Here is a 17,573-nt window from a genome sequence, read left to right as displayed (position 1 = left end):
CACTGTGTCCATAGACCTCCCCTCGATGCAAGACCCCCTCCCACGCCCTCATCCCGCGCTCGCGCCCTCTCCCTCGCTCGACACCACACACCTCGTGCCCCATGCAACCCTTCATGAGGATGGAGAACGTCAGGCCCATCAGCCCGAGCGTGGCCGACCCGTCGGCTTGCCTCGTCGACACGATCCGCCGAGCCCTCGCGAAGAAGGACCTCGACGCCTTCGCCGACCTCTATGCCGAGCGCGCCGTGCTCGAAGAGCTGAGCCAGCTCGACCCACCCTCTCATCCGCACCTCGCCGAGGGGCGCGAAGCCATCAACGAACGCCTTCATCAAGAGATCCTGCACGACCCCGTCTCGGGCTGGGCACGACAGCTCGCGTCCATCGAGGTCACCGACGCGATCGAGACCGACGACGCCATCGCCTTCACCGAGGTGCGCACCTACGCCGCCGGCGACAAGGTCATCGCCCAGCACCTCGCCCGCAAGGCCGACGGGCGCATCCTCCGGGATCGCGTGCTCCTCGTCTGGGACAGCCAGTGAGTCGTGCTCCTCGCCTGGGACAGCCAGTGACCCCTGGATGACGGCCGTCAGCCCCGCTTTGCCGCCATGCCGAGCGCCGCGCCCGTGAGCCCTGGCGCGTAGCGCGCCATCGCCGCGAGCACCCGCCCGTGCCGCGTGATCACCGCCTCGTCTCGCCGCGCGGCGATCGCATCCACGATCTCCCGCGCCGCCTCCTGCGCCGGGACCCTCAGACGCACCACCGGATCCACCCGCGACTCATCGAACACGCCGTGGTTGTCCACCTTGGGCAGCTCGCTGTGCACCAGGCCCGGCACCACGTGCAGCACCGCGACCCCGTCGCGCAAGAGCTCCAGCCGCAGCGTGTCGGCCAGCGCCTTCACGGCCGCCTTGCTCATGTTGTACGCCGCGAACCCTGGCAGTGGCATGTACGCGGACATGCTCCCCACCAGCGCGAGACACCCACGGCTCTGCCGCACGTCACCGAGCGTCGCCTGGATCGTCCGCATCATGCCGAGCACGTTGGTCTCGAACTGGCGCTGCACGTCGTCGAGGGTCAGCGCCTCCACGCGTCCGAGCACCCCGAAGCCTGCGTTGGCGACCACCACATCGATGCCGCCGAACACCTCGCGCGCCGCGCCGACGGCCCGCTCGATCTCCCCCTCCTTGCGGATGTCGCACGTCACCGGGAGCGACTTGCCTCCGGCATTCTCGAGTTCGCGTGACAGCTCCTCCAGGCGCTCGCTGCGGCGAGCGACCAGCACCGGCCGCGCGCCGCGTTGCACGACCTCGCGGGCGAGCGCCGCCCCGATCCCCGACGACGCGCCCGTGATCAACACGACCTTGCCTCGCATGTGACCGCCCATGGTCCCTCCCCTGCGGTGGAGAGCTGGGATACCATGTTTCCTCCTGATTCGCCGGTCGTGACCCGAACTCGGTGTCACGACGCTGGCACCTTCGCCCTCGCAGGCACATCCTTCGCCCTTCGAAGAGTCGACCCTCGCCCCCGAGCGCTCCGGCAGCCCATGCGACCCTCCCGATTCTCCAGCCGCACCCTCGCCGCCGCCCTCCTCGCCACCGCGTCCCTCGGTGCGGCCTCCCTCGGCGCCGCGCCCACCCTCGCGCAACCCGCGACGGCACCTCGCGGCCCAGCTCCACTCGTCGAGGCTACGCCCGGCACGGCCCTGAGCCGCGCACGCGCCGCGATCGATCGCGGCGAGTACGCCGACGCGGAGAAAGAGGTCACCCCGCTGCTCCGGGACGCAGCCTCGCGCGCCGAAGCCACGCTGCTCAAGGCAGAGATCGAGCTGCGCACCGGCCGCTACGACGAAGCCCAGAAGACCGCGACCGCCGCCGCCGGCCTTGGTGCCAAGGCAAAGATTGCCGCCGCTGCGCTGCGCGCCGAAGCCCTCGCGAACCTCGGCAAGGTCGACGAGGCCATCGCCGCCGCGCGCGAGGTCGAACGCGAGGACGGCGCCCGACGCGCCCGCCTCGTGCTCGGCGAACTCTTGATCCGCGCCGGGCGACGCGGCGAAGCCCGCGCGCCACTCATGACCCTCATCGAGGACTACAACAGCGACGCGATCGCCTCGACCGACGCCGTGGGTCTCAGCCTGGTGGGCCGCGCCGCGCACCTGCTTCGCAGCCCGCGCGACGCCAACGACGCCTTCGATCAAGCCGAGCGGGTGGGCGGGAAGAAGAACGCCGAGACCTTGCTCTGGCGCGCCGACCTGTTCCTCGACAAGTACAACCCCGGCCGCGCCGGAGCGATGGTCAAGGAGGCGCTCAAGCTGGCGCCCGCCGATCCGCGCGCGCGCGTGATGGCGGCGCGGGTGAAGCTCGACAGCGCCATGGACTTCGGTGGCGCCAAGAGCGAGATCACCCAGGCCCTCGAGACCAACCCGAACCTGGCCGAGGCCCACGTGGTGAAGGCCGGCCTGCACCTGCGCGATCTGGAGATCGAGCTGGCCGACGCCGCCGCCGATCGAGGGCTGAAGATCAACCCATCGCACCTCGAGCTGCTCTCGATGAAGGCGGCCATCCGCTTCCTCGCCGACGACCAGACGGGCTTCGAGGCCATGCGCAAGAAGGTGCTCTCCCTGAACCCGGAGTACTCGGAGTTCTACCGGATCGTAGGCGAGTACGCGGAGTGGGAGCACCGCTACGACGACATCGTGCGCATGATGCAGGAGGCGGTGAAGGTCGACCGCTTCGACGCGAAGGCCTTCGCCTCGCTGGGGCTGAACCTGATCCGATCGGGCGACGAGAAGAGCGGGCTGGAGGCGCTGCAGCGCTCCTGGGACAAGGACCGCTTCAACGTCCGCGTGTTCAACACGCTGAACCTCTACGAGAAGGACATCGCCACCTCCTACGTGAGCATCCAGGGGCAGCGCTTCACGATGCGCTACCACAAGGACGAGAAGGCCATCCTGGAACGCTACGTGCCGCGCATGCTCGACGAAGCGTGGACGTCGATGGTGCAGCGCTACAGCTTCACACCGAAGATGCCCGTGGCCATCGAGCTGTACGCCGACCAGGAGCACTTCAGCGTGCGCACCAGCGGTCTGCCGAACGTGGGCATCCAGGGCGTCTGCTTCGGTCAGACGCTGGCCGCGATGAGCCCCGCCGCCGCCGAGTTCAACTGGGGCAACGTGATCTGGCACGAGCTGGGTCACGTGTTCGCCATCCAGGCGTCGAAGAACCACGTGCCCCGCTGGTTCACCGAGGGCCTCAGCGAGTACGAGACGATCGTGCGCCGCTCCGAGTGGCAGCGCGAGGAAGAGTCGTCCCTCTACGCCGCCTACAAGGCCGGGCGCGTCCCCGAGGTGAACAGCTTCAACCGCGCCTTCACGCACGTCGACGACGTGTCCGACGTGACGATGGCCTACTTCGCCGCGAGCCAGATCGTGGTGTTCATGGTGGAGGCGTTCGGCTTCGAGAAGGTCGCGTCCATGCTCCCGCGCTGGGGCGCCGGCGAGCGCACGCCGGCCGTGGTGCAGGCCGCGCTCGGGATCTCGACGACGGAGCTGGACCGTCGCTTCCGCGCCTGGCTGAAGCCGCGCCTCGCTCGCTACGAGAAGCAGTACGTACCCGATCTGCACGCGCCCCCGCTCGACGACGCGCGCAAGGCGGTGCTGAAGGCGCCGCGCGATCCGAAGAAGCACGTGCAGCTCGCACTGTCGCTCTTCGGCGACGGTCAGGAGCAAGAGGGCGAGGCCGTGCTCGCCGAGGCGCTGCGGATCGATCCGAAGCAGCCCGACGCGCACTACATCAAGCTGCGGATGGCGTTCGGTCAGAAGCGGCTCGACGAGGCCGAGCGGGTGATCGCGAAGATGATCGCGAACGGGCACGATGGCTACGCGGTGCGGCTCAAGGCCGCAGACCTGGCCGAGGTGAAGAAGGATCGGGTGAAGATGAAGGCGCACCTGGAGGCCGCCCATCAGTTCGATCCTTCGCAAGCAGAGCCGCTGCAAGCGCTCTACGACGTGGCGCACAAGGCGAAGGACCCGGCCGGGGAGCTGAGCGCGCTGCGGCGGCTGGCCCAGCTCGATCAGCACGATCGTCGTGTGTGGCGGAGGCTCTTGCGGTTGCTGGTGGAGCAAGGGCACTGGGAGGAGGCGCGGCGCGTTGGGGAGAGCGCGCTGTTCGTGGATGTGGCGAGTTCGGAGACGCACCGGCTCTACGCGCGGGCGCTGGCGCGGACGGGGTACCATCTGTCGGCGATCTTCGAGCTGAACAGCGCGCTGCTGACGCACCCGAAGGCGCAAGAGGCGGAGCAGATCTACGGTGAGCTGGCGAAGGCTTACGAGAAGCTGAAGCGGGATGATCTGGCGAAGAAGGCGCTCGCGTACCAGCAGGAAGTGCAGCGGAACGGGGCGTCGCGGCAGCCTGGGTTGCTCCCGGATTGATCGGAGCAGGCGCCTCGCGTGCAGCGGGCGGAGCAGGCGCCTCGCGTGCAGCGGGCGGAGCAGGCGCCTCGCGTGCAGCGGGCTCTGGGTCCTCCCGCCGATTCGCACCTTGTAGAAGGCAAGTTGTGAGCGGGGAGGGGGGAGGTGGGGCGGGGAGGTGGAGATGGGTGGGGGCCGGTGCTCAGAGCGGCGGGGCCCCCCCAGAGCCCGCTGCACGCGAGGCGCCTGCTCCTTGGGGGGTGGGTGCAAGGGGAGACGGGATGGCGCGAGAGCGCTGCGGGATGGTGGGGGAGGGGCGGCGGGATGAGGTGAGCGTCGGGGGTGACGTGAGCGTCGGGGGATGGCGGGAGTCCTGACGGGGGGAGGCGGGGGATCGCGGGCGTGTTTGGTGTGAGGTTGCGTGCGTCGACGCGCGGGGAGCGTTCGCATGCGACGTGGGGGGCGCGCGTCGGCGCGGGGAGTCGGTGCGCGTGCGAAGTGAGTGCGTTCGTCGGCGCGGGGAGTCGGTGCGCATGCGAAGTGAGGGCGCGCGTCGGCGCGGGGAGTCGGTGCGCATGCGAAGTGGGTGCGTTCGTCGGCGCGGGGAGTCGGTGCGCATGCGAAGTGGGTGCGTTCGTCGGCGCGGGGAGTCGGTGCGCATGCGAAGTGAGGGCGCGCGTCGGCGCGGGGAGGGAAATGCGGTTCGGGGCGGGGTCGAGGGGGGAGCTTCGAGGGGGAGGGGGAGGGGAGATGGGGGGGCGAGGGGCGGAAATGGTTGGGGAAATCGGGCGCCTACAGAAGGGGTGAAGGTCGCACCTATTGTGTCGGAGGCGGGAAAATTCCGTGGACGGTGGTGAGGCGGTCGGACACGCTCCGCGGTGGACCCTGACATGGAAAAGAGGTTGTTATGATTGCTGGACCCAATTCTTCGACCCGGTTGATGCGTCGCGCGCTGTCCCACTCGATGGGGGCGCTGGCGGCGGCGATCGCTGCGGATCTGGAGCGGACGGACGAGGATCGAACGTTCTTCGAGAACGAGAAGTCGAAGCTGGAGCCGCTGGTGGCGCAGCTCAGGTCGGTGCACCTGGCGATCGAGGATCACGAGCTGGGGCCGGGGGAGGTGCTGCAGGGGCAGGTGGAGATGGGGGACGAGGTGCTGGATCGCGGGGTGCGCGTGGCCAACACGCGGACGAAGCTGGGGCTTCGTGGGAAGAGTGGGCTGGATGCGAGCCACGCGTTCGGGACGCGGGTCGATGAGCTGGTGAAGAAGCCGCTGGCGGCGGAGCCGGGGGCGGTGCTCGATGCGGTGCAGCGGTTGAACGATGTGCCGCCGTTCGATGAGAAGGAGAAGCTGCAGCAGGATCTCACGCGCCGGGCGGAGCAGCAGGAGTCGTTCCTGAGGGCGCGGGACGCGGGGTACAAGCTGCTGATGCAGAAGAAGAGCGAGGCGGCGCGGCTGGTGGTGGAGTCGGCGCTCTCGCTGGCGAGCCTGCGGGGGGCGATGGAGCATCGGTTCCCTCGGCAGAGGGACTACGTGAAGCGCTTCTTCATGGATGCGAGGCCGAGGTCGCCGAAGCCGGGGGAGAGTGAAGGCGAAGGCGAGAGCGGCTGAGCTGCGTGCCGCGTGATGTGCGCTCCTCGTGGCATGAGGGGATGCTCGGGGAGCGCATGCTGTCTGTCCCCGCATCGAAGCGTCTGAAGAGATGACGTTCGCACCGCATCGCGGTGTCGGTTCTCCTCACGGCAAATTCCGAAGAGATGACGCTCCCACCGCACCGCGGTGTCGGTTCTCCTCACGGTACGTTTGGCTTCGCTGGTGCTCGTCGACGTGCTGGTCGTCTGGAGCGCCGTCGCGTCGTCGTGGTGTTGGCGAGGGGCTGGGGCTCAGCCGGCGTCGTCGTCGCCGTCGGCTTTGTCGGTGCCTCGCAGGCCGAGGGCACGGCACTTTTTGTAGAGGTGGCTGCGTTCGAGGCCGAGGGCGCGGGCGGTGGCGGTCATCTGGCCGCTGTGGTGGGCGAGGGCTTCTTCGAGGATGGTGCGCTCGGCTTCTTCGGAGAGGACGCGGAAGGGGACGCCGGGGCGGTAGAGGCCGGCGGTGGAGCCGTTTGCGGGGCCGCCGAGGCAGAGGCGGACGTCGTCGGCGTCGATGGTGTCGTCAGGGGTGAGGATGACGAGGCGCTCGATGATGTTGCGCAGCTCGCGGACGTTGCCGGGGTAGCTGTAGCCGGCGAGGACCGTGAGGCCGGCGTCGGAGAGCTTCATGCCCGGGCGGTCGTTGGCTTCGGTGGCGAGGGCGAGGAAGTGGCGCGCGAGGAGAGGGATGTCTTCGCGGCGCGCGCGCAAGGGGGGCAGGGCGAGGGGGACGACGTTGAGGCGATCGTAGAGGTCGGGTCGGAACTGGCCGTTCTGGCAGGCGGTGGTGAGGTCGCGGTTGGTGGCGGCGACGACGCGGACGTCGACCTTGAGGGTCTCGTTGCCGCCGACGCGCTCGATCTCGCGCTCCTGGAGGACGCGGAGGAGCTTGGCCTGCATGGCGAGGGGCATGTCGCCGACCTCGTCGAGGAAGAGGGTGCCGCCGCTGGCGCGCTCGAACTTGCCGCGGCGTTGCTTGGTGGCGCCGGTGAAGGCGCCGGCTTCGTGGCCGAAGAGTTCGCTCTCGATCAGCTCGCTGGGGACGGCGGCGCAGTTCATCTTCTCGAGCGGTCCCTTGGCGCGCTTGGAGGCGATGTGGATGGCGCGCGCGACGAGTTCTTTGCCGGTGCCGCGCTCGCCGGTGACGAGGACGGTGGCTGCGGCCTTGGCGGCACGGGCGATCTGGTCGCGGAGGTCGACCATGGCGCGGCTGTCGCCGATGAGCTCTCCGAGCTTGCCGGCCTGGGCGCGGAGAGTCTTGGCTTCGGCCTCGGCGCGGACGAGGCGGAGGGCGTTGTCCAGGACGAGGAGGAGGCGATCGGTGGAGAGGGGCTTCTCGAGGAAGTCGAGGGCGCCGAGGCGCGTGGCGCGGACGGCGGCGTCGATGGTGGCGTGGCCGCTCATCATGATGACGGGCAGGTCGGAGCCACTCTGGCGCAGGCGCTTGAGGAGGTCGACGCCATCGCCGTCCGGGAGAGAGACGTCGAAGAGGGCGATGTCGTAGCTGCGCTTGGCGAGCTTGTCGTCGGCGACGGCGATGCCGCCCGCCACATCGACGGTGTAGCCTTCCAGGGTCAGCGCCTTCTGGAGGGTGGTGAGAATCGAGCGCTCGTCGTCGAGCACGAGGACATGGCCGCGCGGCATGGTGACCACGGTAAACCATGGCCAGGCGGGCCGCAGCCCGTGGCGCAGTAGGCCGTGGCGCAGTAGGCCGTGGCGCAGTAGGCCGTGGCGCAGTAGGCCGTGGCGCAGTAGGCCGTGGCGCAGTGGTCCGTGGCGCAGTGGGCCGCGGCGCTGTCAGGGCCGGGCGAGGGCGTGGAGGGGCGCGGGTGGGGCGCGGGTGGGTCGCGGGAGCGAGGCGTCAGGCCGTCAGGCGCGGCAGAGGCAGCGCGCAGATCCGGCTCTGTGTGGCAAGTTCTTGGCGCACGCGATCAGAAGGTTGGTGGCGACACGAATGCGAGCGCTGAGGCTGGGCAGGCTGTGGTAGCGTGATCGACCATCATGCCGTTGGAGGGCGCTGTGACCGCCGAGGGGAAGCTCGAGCGTACGCCGATAGCGCACCTCCTCGTCTACGCAGCGGACCGGCGGTTGAGCGGGGCGATGGTGTTCTCCGAGCCCGACGGCGCGGAACACGTGGTCCAGTTCCTGCGCGGGTCGGCAGTGAAGGTGCGGCCGGGGGATGCTTACGCGCTGTTCGGTGAGCTGCTGGTCGCGGATGGGCTGGTGTCGCGGGAGATCGTGGACGCGGCGCTGGCGACGCGGGGGCTCATCGGCGATGTGCTGTTGCTGTCGGGGTGCGTGGACGCGGTGACGCTGGAGTGGGTGGCCGAGGTCCAGTTCGTCAAGCGGATGGTGCGGTTGTTCTCGCTGCCGGCGGAGACGCACTACCGGTACTTCGAGGGGCAGTCGGTGCTGGAGGAGTGGGGCGGTGAGCCGGCGACGGTGGGGCCGCTGGCGTTGCTCTGGGCGGGGCTGCGGGAGTACGGGGCCCGTTCGGCGCAGCGGGCGATGATGCTGGATCGGGTGTCGTCGATGCCGCTGCGGATGCATCCGGCGCTGGATCCGGGGCGGTTCGGGTTCGGTGGGCGGGAGATGGAGGTGCTCCGGCAGCTGCGCGACGAGCCGCTCACGCTGGACGAGCTGCTGGCGACGAGGGTGGCTCACCCGGAGACGATCCGGAACGTGATCTACACGCTGCTCATCACGCGCTACATCGATCTGGGAACCGGCGCGCTGCCGCTGGGCGTGACGTCGTCGATGCCGCCGGTGAGCTCGAGTTCGCAGCGGCTCGGGCGGTTGCACCTGCGGCCGACGCTGCACCGGCTGGGCGCCGCGGCGCCGGATCCGTCGGGAGACGGGGAGCGCGCGCCGATGTCGTCGCGGACGAGAGGTCGGGATCGGCGCTCGGATCCGGAGATCGATGATGAGCCGTCAGGGGTGAGCGGGCCGCCGTCGTCGTCGCTGCGATCGCTGCAGCCGCTGAGCGAAGGGCGGGTGTCGCCGGCGTCGAAGCGCTAGACCTCCCGGGAGCGGATGGCGCAAGGACGAGCGGTGGTGGGTGAGGCGGGGGTGAGCGGGGCATCCGGGCGGGTGCTGCCCGAGCGGGTGCACGTTCCTTCGGGTCGGGTGCTGTGTCTGTCGGATGCGGCAGCGCGGGTCGCGGCGCGGGAGGTCGTGGGGGAGGCGCTCGGAGAGGCGCGTCGCGTGGAGGGAGAGGGGGCGCTGGCGGCGCGCGAGGGGGCGCCATGGCTGCGGGATCTGCGGGTGCTGGAGGGGGCGGGGGTGGTGACGGAGGGGGGAGAGGCGGTGGCGATCGGGGCGCTGTCGCTGCGGGATGCGCACGTGCTCCGGGCGCTGCTGGCGTGGGCGTCGGTGGTGCCGGAGGAGGAGGGGGAGTTCTCTTGCGAGAACTGCGGTGAGGTGTTCCGGGCGGCGCCTTCGGCGTTGCTGGAGGTGGGGCCGTTCACGGACGGGGAGCTGCACGATCCAGATCTGGATCGGTCGTTCGATGCAGGGGCGTGGCACGCGGTGCCGGCGTTTCGCGCAGGGGGGACGCTGTGCCGGCGGGTGCGGTTGGCCGAGCGAACGGTGGATGAGGCGATGCCGCTGCTGCTGGCGGCTGGTGGGAGGTCGCTGCGGATGACGCCTGCGGTGGCAGCGGCGATGGGGGTGGTGGCGCTGGGGAGCGAGCGGCGGGCGTCGGTGATCGCGGAGGCGCTCTCGGAAGCGCCAGAGGCGGCGTGGTCCGCGGTGGTGGATGTGTACCACGAGGCGCGTTATCCGGCGCGGCTCTGGGCGGTGCATCGGTGCGCGGGGTGCGGGGCGCGCAACGATCTGGATGTGCCGCTGGAGCGTGAACTGTCGCGGGGTGAGGTGCGGGCCGGGGGGCGGAGGAGAGGCGGCGAGCGGGCGGCGTTCCCGGATCTGGATGCGTTCGAGCGGGAGGTGCGCGAAGCCGCAGAGCGGGTGTACCGGGTGCGCGGGGTGCGCAACATCGATCTGTTCGTGGATGCGGGGGTGCCGCTCTGTGACGATGGCGGGGAGCCGCTGCTGGGCTGTTACACGCCAGGGGGGATGGATCCGGTGCTGATGATCGAGCGGCCGCCGGAGGTGAGGATCTTTTACCGGTCGTTCGAGGCGGAGCACCGGGCAGATCCGGGGTTCGATGTACTGGCGGAGATCAAGGAGACGCTGGACCACGAGGTGACGCACCACCTGCACTACCTGTCGGGTGACGATCCGCTGGATGACGAGGAGCGCGGGGAGATCGAGAAGGAGCGGGTGCGCCGCGTCGGGGTGGCCGAGTCCGCGCGGCGGGCGCGGCAGGGGCTGCGGGCGGAAGTGGTCGGGTTTCTGCGGGTCGCGTGGCCGCTCCTTCTGGTGGCGGCGCTGGGGGCGTGGATGGGGTGGTGCCAGGGTCCTTGACCCGTCCCCGAGGCGCGGCAATAACGCGGGCAATGCGCGCGCGTTGGCGAAATTCGGCGGTGACGGTCCTCGGGGCTGCGGTGCTGGCCGCGGTCGTGGCAGTGGGGACGAGCAGCTCGGTGCGCGCGGATGCGCGGGAAGATGCCGTGGTCGCCCGGGTGGGGGATGCGGTGATCACGGTGCGCGATGTGGAGCGGCGGATGGGGCAGATGGCGCCCTTCCAGCTCGTGGCCTACGGGTCGACGCAGGAGGAGATCCGGAAGCGCTTCGTGGACGAGGTGATGATCCGCGACCTGCTGCTCGCGCAAGGGGCAGAGCAGACGGGGGTGAAGGAGCGGCCCGAGGTGCAGGAGCGGCGTCGTTCGGTGCTGCGCGGGGCACTGCTGGGGCGGATGCGCGCAGAGCTGGTGAAGACGTCGCCGGTCTCCGATGAGGAGGTGCGCGTGTTCTACGAGGCGAACAAGGAGAAGTTCGTGTCGCCGGCGCGGGTGGCGCTGTGGCGGATCCTGGTGGCGACGCGCGAGGAGGCGGCGGAGCTGATCGCGGAACTCCAGAAGGCGTCGCTGGACGTGCAGAAGTGGAACGATCTGGCGAGGGAGAAGTCGCTGGACAAGTCGTCGAGCCTGCGGGGCGGGAACCTGGGGTTCGTGCTGCCGGACGGGGCGACGACGGATCCCGAGCTGCAGGTGGATCCGAGGTTGCTGGAGGCGGCGTCGAAGGTGAAGGACGCAGAGCTGGTGCCCGAGCCGGTGCCGGAGGGGAAACGCTGGGCGGTGGTGTGGCGTCGTCAGAGCATGAAGGCGGTGACGCGGCCGCTGGAGCAGGAAGGCGCCGGGATCCGGCAGATGCTGGCGCACCAGAAGGCGGACGCGCAGGTGAAGGAGCTCCTGGCGCGGCTCCGGAAGGAGCACCTGTCGGAGTTCAATCCGGAGGCGGTGTCGCTGCTGGAGGTGTCGACGGCGGGGGAGCTGCAGCCGACGCGGCGTCCCGGGGCGCTGCCGGCGAGCCGGAAGCCGAGTGCGCCGTCGTTGAAGGATCAGAAGCACCAGCATCAGCACTGAGCGGCGAGGGCCGCTTCTGCTCGGTGGGCGCTGCGCGCGTGTCGGTGCGGGGCGGCGGTGCTGACTGGCATCGACGGCCTCGACTGGCGGCGGTGCTGGAGGCGGCAGCGATGCTGACTGGCAGCGGTGCTGGTGGACGCGACGCTAGTGGACGCGGCGCTAGTGGACGCGGCGCTGGCGCTAAAGAAGAAGCGCGAGGGCGGTGATGATGGCGAAGCCGGAGATCACGGCGAGGGCCGCAGCCGCGATGCTTCCTGTGCGCTGGGCGCGCGCCGCTGCCGCAGGGGGGAGGGCGTGGATCCCTTCCAGGTAGGCGTTGGAGGCGGTGCGGGGAGCGCGGACGGCGGCGGAGAGGAGGTCGTTCATGCGCTTCCTTCCCTCGGAGAAGAGGACGAACAGCGCGCCGAGGGGGCCGGTCATGAGGTCCCAGCCGCAGGCGTAGAGGCCGAAGCGGAGGGCGCGGCGTCGGGCAGGGTGGGCGCCCTGGCGGGAGGCGCCGAGGTCGAGCGCGGCGCCGTGGGCGGCGTGGGCGAGGATCATCCAGGTGACGAGGCAGGGGACGCCGAAGAGGAGCCAGCGGGCGGCGCTGGCGCGGGCGCTGGGGTTCTGCGCGAGTTCGAGGGTGAGGCCAGGGAGGGCGATGGCGCCGAGCGGGAGGAGGGCGGCGAGCATGGACAGGACGGCGAGGCCTTCAGCGAGGACGGCGAAGCGCATGGCGGGGAGGATGGCGCCGTCAGGGAGGGCCGCGAAGAAGGTGTTGGCGCCGAGGGTGGTGGCCTTGGCGGTGCTCCAGAGGCGGGTCCAGGTGCCGTCGGTGTGACGTTCCCAGGGGACGACGGCGACGACGCCAGAGCCTTCCTCGGTCGCCGGGGTGCAGCCGGCGCAGTCGGGCTGGCCGCAGCAGGCGCACAGGACGGCTGCTGGGACGTCGAACGTCTCGTCATCCCGCGAGGGGTGGCGGCGGACGATGGCTGGCTCGTTGCCCATGGCGCCCCCTTCGATGCAGGCCAGGTGGACCCGACCAGAGAAGGTTACGCTGCGCGGGGGGGGGTGTCGACCGGGGGTGTGCTCGCAGGCAGGGGGTCGAGCCGGCCACCGAACCGCGCCGAGGCGGCGAGCGCCGCGAGGGCGATGGTGGCGGTGGCGTACAGGCCCGCTCCCCAGGTGAAGCGGACGGGGCGCAGCGAGGAGGTGGCAGGCGTGAAGGCGACGCGCAGCGCGACGGTGAGGAGCGCGATCGTGGCGAGCATGGCGATGGAGAGGCGGGCGCCGCGCATGCGGTGGATCGACCGTCGGGTGAGGACGAGGGGGATCAGGACGAAGAAGGCGATCGCGGGGGCCCACATCCAGTGGAGTCTGCGCGCGAGGTGGAAGCCGCTCAGGTCGCGCAGCTCGGGCGCGGTCTCGTGGACCCACGGGGCGAAGAAGGCGAGGAGGCCGAGGACGGCGAGGCCGAGCAAGAGGGCGCGGCCTCGGCCGAGGTAGGTCCACGGGAGCGGCTGGAGGTGCGGTGGCAGGGGAGGCGTCGGGTCGATGGCCAGCGCGTCGGCGGAGGGAGGGAGGTCGCTGGGGTCGGCGAGGCGGAGGTCGCACTCGGGGCAGGTGCTGACCTCGCCGGCTTCGAAGAGCTGGCGGCAGAAGGGGCACGCCTCGAGTCGGGGCACCAGGGGAAGATAGCTCCCCTTGCCATCGCTCGCCGCTTGGCTCATCGTCCCAGGTGGATGTCGAAGCGTGAGCAGCTCTCTGGCGATGCGATCGCCTCCTTCGTCGGGACGCACCCGGGGTGGGAGCGCGCTGGCGATGCGCTGGAGCGGGTGTACCCGTTTCCTGATTACAGTGCGGCGGTGGGCTTCGTGATGCGGGTGGCGCTTGCAGCCGAGCGCCGTGATCATCACCCGGACCTGTTGCTGAGCTGGGGCAAGGTGAAGGTGTCGTGGTCCACGCATGATGCTGGCGGGATCACGGGGCTCGACACCGAGATGGCCGCGCTCTGCGATCGGCTCAGCGCCGGTTGAGGGGAGAGGAGCTGCGCGTGGAGGGGTCGGCGCTCCCGGGTGAGCTCGGGCAGTTGCCAGAGCTGGAGGGGGAGCTTCCGCACCTCGAGGAGGCGCTCACGCACGCGAGCTTCGCGAACGAGCAGCGCGGGGTGCGGCGGCTGGACAACCAGCGGCTGGAGTTTCTCGGCGATGCGGTGCTGGGGCTGTGCGTGACGGAGATCCTGATGGCGCGCTTCCCAGAGGCGCGCGAGGGGGAGCTGTCGCTGATGCGCGCGGCGCTGGTGAACACCGATGCGCTGGCGACGTGGGCACGGGCGGTCGATCTGGGGGCAGCGCTGCGGCTCGGTCGTGGGGCCGATGTGGCAGGTGAGCGGGATCAGACGAACGTGCTCGCCGACGCGACGGAAGCGCTGGTGGCAGCAGTGTACCTGGACCGTGGGCTGGACGTGGCACGCGCCCTGAGCCGACGGATCACCGCGGAGCCGATCGGGCGGCTGCAAGGTGGGGGGCGCATCGGGCGGGATCCGAAGAGCCAGCTCCAGGAGCGGATTCAAGCGCGTGGGGGGCCGTCCCCGCGTTACCGCATCGTGGGGGTGGAGGGGCCGGATCACGAGCGGGTTTTCACCGCGGTGGCCGAGGCAGACGGAGAGGTGCTGGGGCAGGGGCGAGGTCGCTCGAAGAAGCTGGCCGAGCAGGCGGCAGCGAGGGCTGCGCTGGAGGGACTCGGGGTTCTGCCGGCAGAGTCGAACGGTGGCGGGGAGGCGTTCGTGCAAGCCGAGGCAGGTGCCGCCGTGGCCGATGGAGAGGGTGGAAGGCCGGCGAGGACTGTGGGAAACGTCCGGTGAGGGTCGACAGATGCGAAGGTTGATCGCGACGCTGGTGGTGGTGGTCTGCGGGATGCTGCTCGTGCTGCCTGCGTGGGCGGGGAGCTACCTGGATCGAGCGAGCTTGCTGCTCGACGAGGCGCGGCGGGAAGGGGATCTGCTGCAACCACGGACGCACGATCGCGAGCTGCTTTTGCTGATCCAGGCGCTTGCTGAGGCGCGGGTGAAAGCGGCGCGCAAGATGGAGTGTCCGGCTTCGGTGGCGAAAGCCCATCCGCACCTGCTCCTGGTGCTGGAGAACAGCGAGCGGGCGGTGGACGCGGCGGCGCAGGGGAACTTCAAGAAGTTCATGGAACACCTCCTCGCGGCGCGGAACGAGGATCGGGCCTTCCGGGCGATGATCGCCCAGATGGGTTACACGCTGCCAGAGACGACGCCGGGGCGCTGAGCAGGGCGTCGGAGAGGGCGCTCTCGTCGGAAGTCCGTGCAGAGGGCGAGGCTGAGGTGGCGGCGTCGAGGCCCTGGTTGGCAGGCCTGGTGACGATGCCGGTGCGGAACTGGTGACGGCGCCGAAGGTGAGGTCGAGGGAGTCGGCTCTCGCGGCGACGCTGATGCAGACGCAAGGGTCTGCGGTGAGGCGAGGTCAGAAGACGGCGCCGAGATCGAGTGCAAGGGTCCACTGACGGCCCACGCCAGCGAACTTGTTCACTCCATCGATCTCGTAGTCCTGGCCCTGGTTGGCGTCTTCTGCGCTGGTCAGGTCGGTGATGAAGTGCACGCCGAACTTCACCATCTGGAAGCGGAGTTGCGCGCCGAAGTTGAGTCGGTGGCGGGTGAGCCTCACCGCGTCGAAGACGACGGTGTTGTTGAAGTCTGCGCTCGAACCTGCGCCACAGACGGGCTGGCCATCGTAGACACCCGTGGTGTTGCCGGGGGTCGCAGGGGTATTCGTGCCGCGGAAGTCGCAGTAATCGAGGGCGTCGGTGTTCGGAGTCGTGTCGATGAGACCCGAGTCGCCGAAGATCCGGGTCCACTGATATCCCACGTAAGGGGTGAGGACGACGGTGCCCGCGATGGGCAGAGGCTTCGAGATCTGGGCGTCGACGCCGGCCACGGTGAGCTGAAACTCTTCGGTCCCGGTGATGGTGCGGACGCTGCCGCCGACCGCGAGCTCGGGGAAGATGGCGGGGATGCCCGTCCTGAAGCCCTCGAAGACCGACATGCGCACGTCGGCGCCGGCCGTGACGATGCTGGTGTTGCCCAGGAAGCCCACAGCGCTCGCCAGCTCGAGGCCGAAGGGGAATCCTTTCCGGACCTTCAGCGCGTAGTGCTGGAGCATGCTGTCGGGTTCTTGGTTGTAGATGGAGAACTGCTTCGTCGTCGGATCCTGAGGACCTCGAGTCCCTTGCTTCCAGTACTCGGCGCTGCTGTCGATCTTTGTATAAGCCGCCTCGATGCCCAGCTCGAAGCCGCCATAGCCCGTCGTGCGCGCAGAGTGCATCGCGGTCGGTGCGACGGCGAAGCCGTACTGGGCGACGAGCTTGGCGAACGAGGCGTTGTCCGGCTGGCAGCGAGCGAAGCTGGACGCTGGATTGTAGTAAAGCCCGCCTCCGGGCCCGAGCGTCCGGCAGCCTCCGTTCGTGACCAGGCGTGCGAGCGCCGGGTCCATGGTGTCTGCGGCCGCCGGTGATGACAGCGCTGCACCTGCGATGGCTGTTGCCAGGGCGAGGCAGGAGGTTGCACGCATAACGAGTCTCCGAGCGGGAGGCTACGTTTGCGTTTGCGCGGCCGTCAAGGTTACAGACGAGGCGCTCAGCTTTTGTGGGAGGGCGCTGGAGCGGTCGCCGGGCGCGACGTCGAGGCCTGCGCCTGCTGTCGGGCGAGCCGCCGGATGGCGTTCATCGGGACCGGAAGGGCCTCGGGTCGGGAAGTGGCATCGGGTGGCTTGCGTCAGCGACCTGGGTCGTGGAGAAAGGGGGCCGTGCCCCATGAAACCCGTCTTCGTCTTCGCGCCGCTCCTCTCGAGCCTCCCTTCCGGCTCGTGTTGATCGAGCCGGAAATCCCGCAGAACACGGGGAACATCGGGCGCCTCTCGGCGGCGACGCAGAGCCCCCTCCACCTGATCGGGAGGCTGGGCTTCCGGATCGACGAGCATGCCGTGCGACGCGCGGGGCTGGACTACTGGCATCTCGTGCAGCTGGAGCAGCACGTGAACCTGGACCATTTCAAGCATGCTCATCCGGGCGCGCGCCTGCGCCTCTTCAGCTCCTCCGCCACCCGTTCCTATCTCGACGCGGAGTTCAGGCCGGGAGACGCACTGGTCTTCGGCAAGGAGAGCATGGGACTGGACCCAGCTCTCCTCGAGAGCATGCCGGATTCGGTCTTCGGGATTCCCATGCCAGGGGCTGTCAGGTCACTCAATCTGGCGAATGCGGTCTCCATCGTTCTTTACGAGGCTCTTCGGCAAGTCGGGGCACTGAATACCCCGCAGGCGCAGTCATGAATGGGTATGGACCGATCTCGCCGAGCAGGGTGAGGAGCATGTCCTTGCGCACTTTCGTCAGCCAGATCGGCGGGTGGGAAGAGGCGGGCGGGATTCATTCCTGTGGCCGCGGGTCCGAGTGCGACGGCGCGGTGGTTGCGAGCGGAAAGGCTGATGGAGACCTGGTGAGTCGACCCGGGCGAGGGCAGTGTATTGCTTCGTTTCTCGGGCTTCTGCTCGTGCTGTTCACCATGGGGTGTGGCCGCCGGCCACCCCACGCCACGCCAGAAGGCTCGGTCAGAGAGCTCACGGAGCGACTGCAGCGTCTGCACGGTGATCCTGGGGACGCGAAGGCGATCTACGACCTGTTGTCGCAGCGTGCGCGAGACAATCTCCTGGCTCGTGCTCAGCGCTACAGCGCGGCCACCGGCAAGATGATCGCCCCCGAGGCGATGATCGTGCCGTCTCGCTTTCAGCTGCATTTCGAACCGCAGAACTACGTTGCGCAGATTGCGGGGACGCACGCACTGGTCGAGGTCGCCGGCATCCTGCCCGGCCATCGAGCCCAGGTCCCTTGCGTGTTCGAAGACTCGGCTTGGCGTGTGGATGTCGCTCTTCCTCCGCTCCCGCCAGTGCAGAAGCGTCCTGGCAGTGAATGAGCGTCGAGACGACAAAACGCTCGAGGCCAGCGTGAGCTGGCCCCTTCATCGAATGAACTGTCTGCGGGGAGCCTCGAGCCGACTCCGG

General features: G+C 69.7%; 16 protein-coding genes. 11 read left to right on the top strand and 5 right to left on the bottom strand.

Annotated elements, in window-relative coordinates:
* Positions 1–113: 113 nt before the first annotated feature.
* Positions 114–539 carry a nuclear transport factor 2 family protein gene (locus CMC5_RS31985; protein WP_156339016.1) on the top strand — a complete coding sequence of 142 codons (426 nt, stop codon included), beginning with the start codon at positions 114–116 and terminating at the stop codon, positions 537–539.
* A gap of 47 nt (positions 540–586) precedes the next feature.
* Here the strand turns inward: CMC5_RS31985 and CMC5_RS31980 are convergent, their stop codons facing one another.
* Positions 587–1,372, bottom strand: a complete 786-nt coding sequence (locus CMC5_RS31980; RefSeq protein WP_245677871.1) for an SDR family NAD(P)-dependent oxidoreductase — start codon at positions 1,370–1,372, stop codon at positions 587–589.
* A gap of 171 nt (positions 1,373–1,543) precedes the next feature.
* Here CMC5_RS31980 and CMC5_RS31975 point away from each other — a divergent pair, with 171 nt between their 5' ends.
* Complete coding sequence (locus tag CMC5_RS31975; RefSeq protein WP_050433949.1) at positions 1,544–4,426, top strand: tetratricopeptide repeat protein; 2,883 nt, start codon at positions 1,544–1,546, stop codon at positions 4,424–4,426.
* 919 nt (positions 4,427–5,345) lie between these two features.
* Positions 5,346–6,017, top strand: coding sequence for a hypothetical protein (locus CMC5_RS31970; RefSeq protein WP_156339015.1), 672 nt, complete (start codon positions 5,346–5,348; stop codon positions 6,015–6,017).
* Positions 6,018–6,289: 272 nt separating this feature from the next.
* On the opposite strand, the gene CMC5_RS31965 is transcribed toward CMC5_RS31970, so the two are convergent.
* A complete protein-coding gene (locus CMC5_RS31965) occupies positions 6,290–7,681 on the bottom strand; it encodes a sigma-54-dependent transcriptional regulator (RefSeq protein ID WP_050436247.1) in 1,392 nt (463 codons plus the stop codon).
* Positions 7,682–8,038: 357 nt separating this feature from the next.
* Between CMC5_RS31965 and CMC5_RS31960 the strand changes: the two genes are divergently transcribed.
* The 3 genes from CMC5_RS31960 to CMC5_RS31950 are packed head-to-tail and all read left to right on the top strand — an operon-like array spanning position 8,039 to position 11,523.
* Positions 8,039–9,055 (top strand): hypothetical protein, encoded by a 1,017-nt coding sequence (locus tag CMC5_RS31960; protein ID WP_156339014.1) that lies wholly within the window; start codon positions 8,039–8,041, stop codon positions 9,053–9,055.
* Positions 9,056–9,070: 15 nt separating this feature from the next.
* Positions 9,071–10,462 carry a metallopeptidase family protein gene (locus tag CMC5_RS48725; RefSeq protein WP_050433946.1) on the top strand — a complete coding sequence of 464 codons (1,392 nt, stop codon included), beginning with the start codon at positions 9,071–9,073 and terminating at the stop codon, positions 10,460–10,462.
* 32 nt (positions 10,463–10,494) lie between these two features.
* Positions 10,495–11,523: a peptidyl-prolyl cis-trans isomerase gene (locus CMC5_RS31950; protein ID WP_050433945.1), complete on the top strand. Its 1,029-nt coding sequence runs from the start codon at positions 10,495–10,497 to the stop codon at positions 11,521–11,523.
* A gap of 180 nt (positions 11,524–11,703) precedes the next feature.
* Here CMC5_RS31950 and CMC5_RS31945 read toward each other — a convergent pair whose 3' ends face one another.
* Both CMC5_RS31945 and CMC5_RS31940 read right to left on the bottom strand, forming a co-directional pair.
* Complete coding sequence (locus CMC5_RS31945; RefSeq protein WP_050433944.1) at positions 11,704–12,510, bottom strand: hypothetical protein; 807 nt, start codon at positions 12,508–12,510, stop codon at positions 11,704–11,706.
* 44 nt (positions 12,511–12,554) lie between these two features.
* Positions 12,555–13,232 carry a hypothetical protein gene (locus CMC5_RS31940; protein ID WP_245677865.1) on the bottom strand — a complete coding sequence of 226 codons (678 nt, stop codon included), beginning with the start codon at positions 13,230–13,232 and terminating at the stop codon, positions 12,555–12,557.
* A 12-nt stretch (positions 13,233–13,244) separates the two neighbouring features.
* Between CMC5_RS31940 and CMC5_RS31935 the strand changes: the two genes are divergently transcribed.
* From CMC5_RS31935 to CMC5_RS31925, 3 genes are read left to right on the top strand one after another with little or no spacing between them, the layout of a single operon-like run.
* Complete coding sequence (locus CMC5_RS31935) at positions 13,245–13,538, top strand: 4a-hydroxytetrahydrobiopterin dehydratase (RefSeq protein WP_050433943.1); 294 nt, start codon at positions 13,245–13,247, stop codon at positions 13,536–13,538.
* Positions 13,539–13,555: 17 nt separating this feature from the next.
* Positions 13,556–14,365 (top strand): ribonuclease III, encoded by an 810-nt coding sequence (gene rnc / locus CMC5_RS31930; RefSeq protein ID WP_169796725.1) that lies wholly within the window; start codon positions 13,556–13,558, stop codon positions 14,363–14,365.
* A gap of 10 nt (positions 14,366–14,375) precedes the next feature.
* Positions 14,376–14,792: a hypothetical protein gene (locus CMC5_RS31925; RefSeq protein WP_050433942.1), complete on the top strand. Its 417-nt coding sequence runs from the start codon at positions 14,376–14,378 to the stop codon at positions 14,790–14,792.
* Positions 14,793–14,987: 195 nt separating this feature from the next.
* Here the strand turns inward: CMC5_RS31925 and CMC5_RS31920 are convergent, their stop codons facing one another.
* Complete coding sequence (locus CMC5_RS31920; protein ID WP_050433941.1) at positions 14,988–16,091, bottom strand: hypothetical protein; 1,104 nt, start codon at positions 16,089–16,091, stop codon at positions 14,988–14,990.
* A gap of 234 nt (positions 16,092–16,325) precedes the next feature.
* Between CMC5_RS31920 and CMC5_RS31915 the strand changes: the two genes are divergently transcribed.
* Entirely contained in the window at positions 16,326–16,847 is a 522-nt protein-coding gene (locus CMC5_RS31915; RefSeq protein WP_050433940.1) for a tRNA (cytidine(34)-2'-O)-methyltransferase, read from the top strand.
* A 38-nt stretch (positions 16,848–16,885) separates the two neighbouring features.
* Positions 16,886–17,485 carry a hypothetical protein gene (locus CMC5_RS31910; RefSeq protein ID WP_245677863.1) on the top strand — a complete coding sequence of 200 codons (600 nt, stop codon included), beginning with the start codon at positions 16,886–16,888 and terminating at the stop codon, positions 17,483–17,485.
* Positions 17,486–17,573: the final 88 nt, after the last annotated feature.

The organism is Chondromyces crocatus (assembly GCF_001189295.1).
Classification (GTDB): Bacteria; Myxococcota_A; Polyangia; order Polyangiales; family Polyangiaceae; genus Chondromyces; species Chondromyces crocatus.
This window is presented reverse-complemented; position numbering and strand designations above follow the sequence as displayed.